The organism is Pantoea sp. 18069, assembly GCF_902706035.1.
In the GTDB taxonomy this organism is placed as follows: Bacteria; Pseudomonadota; Gammaproteobacteria; order Burkholderiales; family Burkholderiaceae_C; genus Comamonas.
On record NZ_CACSJA010000093.1, the window covers coordinates 1 to 887 of the forward strand.

Genomic DNA, 887 nt, shown 5'->3' on the forward strand with positions numbered 1-887 from the left:
GTGTAGCTCAGCGTGATGCTGCCATCGGCGGCCTGTGCATAGCCCTTGAGTTCGAGCGCGCCGTACTCCGTGGAGAGGGTCTTGGGAGTGCTCGACAGTGCTTCGAGCTCGGCCTTGGTCAGGACCAGCGTTGCCGCGCTGCCATCACGTCCCATATAGGTAAGTGTGAGCGCTTCATCGGGGTCCAGGCCATCGAGTGCGTTGAGCTCGATGGTGGAGTCCACCGTGATGTCGCCGGCACCGGGTTGGCTGCCGTCGGTCAGGCCGCTCTCGAACACCACCAGGTCGTTGGCATTGCCATCGGGCGTGGTGGCGGTATCGGTGGCTGTCGGCGGAATGGTCACGGTGACACCGTCGTCGGTGCCGTGGATGGTGATGGTCAGCGTGGCGGTGGAGGTGTCGCCATCGGCATCGGTGATGGTGTAGGTATAGGTCTCGGTGAGGGACTCGCCGCTTGTGAGGCCCTGAACGTCGAGGTTGGTGTTGTCCAGCGCATAGCTGTAGCTGCCATCGGCATCGAGCACCAGGGTGCCGTATTGGCCCTCGACGTCGGCTGCGACCTGTCCGGCGACATCCGTTCCGCCATTGGCGGCCTTGTCGCCGGCGGCCACGCCGGAGACCGTTGCGCCGTCGGCGCCTTGGGTGTCCTTGCCAGCCCCCCCGGTGATCACATTGCCCGTGGTCGGCGCTGTTGCATCTTCTTCGATGCTGTTGGTGTCATCCACGGCCAGCGGTGCGTCGTCCACGATCTTGATGGAGACGGTGGCATTGTGGCTGTCGCCATCACGGTCCTTGGCCTGGACCGTGAAGTCGTCCCTGGTGTCGGTGCCGGAAACGTCGGGAGCGACTTGCAGCGTATATGTGTAGCTCAGCGTGATGCTGCCATC

1 protein-coding gene is annotated in these 887 nt (G+C 64.0%); it reads right to left on the reverse strand.

The annotated features are described in order from the left end of the window. Nucleotides 1-887, reverse strand: an 887-nt coding sequence (locus GVL12_RS25695; RefSeq protein WP_200844094.1) for a VCBS domain-containing protein, incomplete at both ends; no start/stop codon positions are given.